General features: G+C 62.6%; 1 protein-coding gene. It reads left to right on the top strand.

Annotated features, from left to right (window positions below; translation table 11 throughout):
• A partial coding sequence (tuf, locus tag BUB20358_RS27950; protein ID WP_174905190.1) for an elongation factor Tu occupies positions 1-1017 on the top strand: 1017 nt, incomplete at its 5' end.

Raw genomic sequence — 1017 nt, 5'->3', positions numbered from 1 at the left:
CGCGGCATCACGATCAACACCGCGCACATCGAGTACGAGACGGCAAACCGTCACTACGCGCACGTTGACTGCCCGGGCCACGCGGACTACGTGAAGAACATGATCACGGGTGCAGCGCAGATGGACGGCGCGATCCTGGTGTGCTCGGCAGCGGACGGCCCGATGCCGCAAACGCGTGAGCACATTCTGCTGGCGCGTCAGGTTGGCGTTCCGTACATCATCGTGTTCCTGAACAAGTGCGACATGGTGGACGACGCGGAACTGCTCGAGCTGGTCGAGATGGAAGTTCGCGAACTGCTGTCGAAGTACGACTTCCCGGGCGACGACACGCCGATCATCAAGGGTTCGGCGAAGCTGGCGCTGGAAGGCGACAAGGGCGAGCTGGGCGAAGTGGCGATCATGAACCTGGCCGACGCGCTGGACACGTACATCCCGACGCCGGAGCGCGCGGTGGACGGTACGTTCCTGATGCCGGTGGAAGACGTGTTCTCGATCTCGGGCCGCGGTACGGTGGTGACGGGTCGTGTCGAGCGCGGCGTGATCAAGGTCGGTGAAGAAATCGAAATCGTCGGTATCAAGCCGACGGTGAAGACGACGTGCACGGGCGTTGAGATGTTCCGCAAGCTGCTGGACCAGGGTCAGGCAGGCGACAACGTCGGTATCCTGCTGCGCGGCACGAAGCGTGAAGACGTGGAGCGCGGCCAGGTTCTGGCCAAGCCGGGTTCGATCACGCCGCACACGCACTTCACGGCTGAAGTGTACGTGCTGAGCAAGGACGAAGGCGGCCGTCACACGCCGTTCTTCAACAACTACCGTCCGCAGTTCTACTTCCGTACGACGGACGTGACGGGCTCGATCGAGCTGCCGAAGGACAAGGAAATGGTGATGCCGGGCGACAACGTGTCGATCACGGTGAAGCTGATCGCGCCGATCGCGATGGAAGAAGGTCTGCGCTTCGCAATCCGCGAAGGCGGCCGTACCGTCGGCGCAGGCGTCGTCGCCAAGATCATCGAGTAA

Source organism: Burkholderia dolosa, from assembly GCF_902499135.1.
Taxonomy (GTDB): Bacteria; Pseudomonadota; Gammaproteobacteria; order Burkholderiales; family Burkholderiaceae; genus Burkholderia; species Burkholderia dolosa.
Note: the sequence above shows the minus strand (reverse complement) of the source record. Positions and strands in the feature narration are given on the sequence as shown.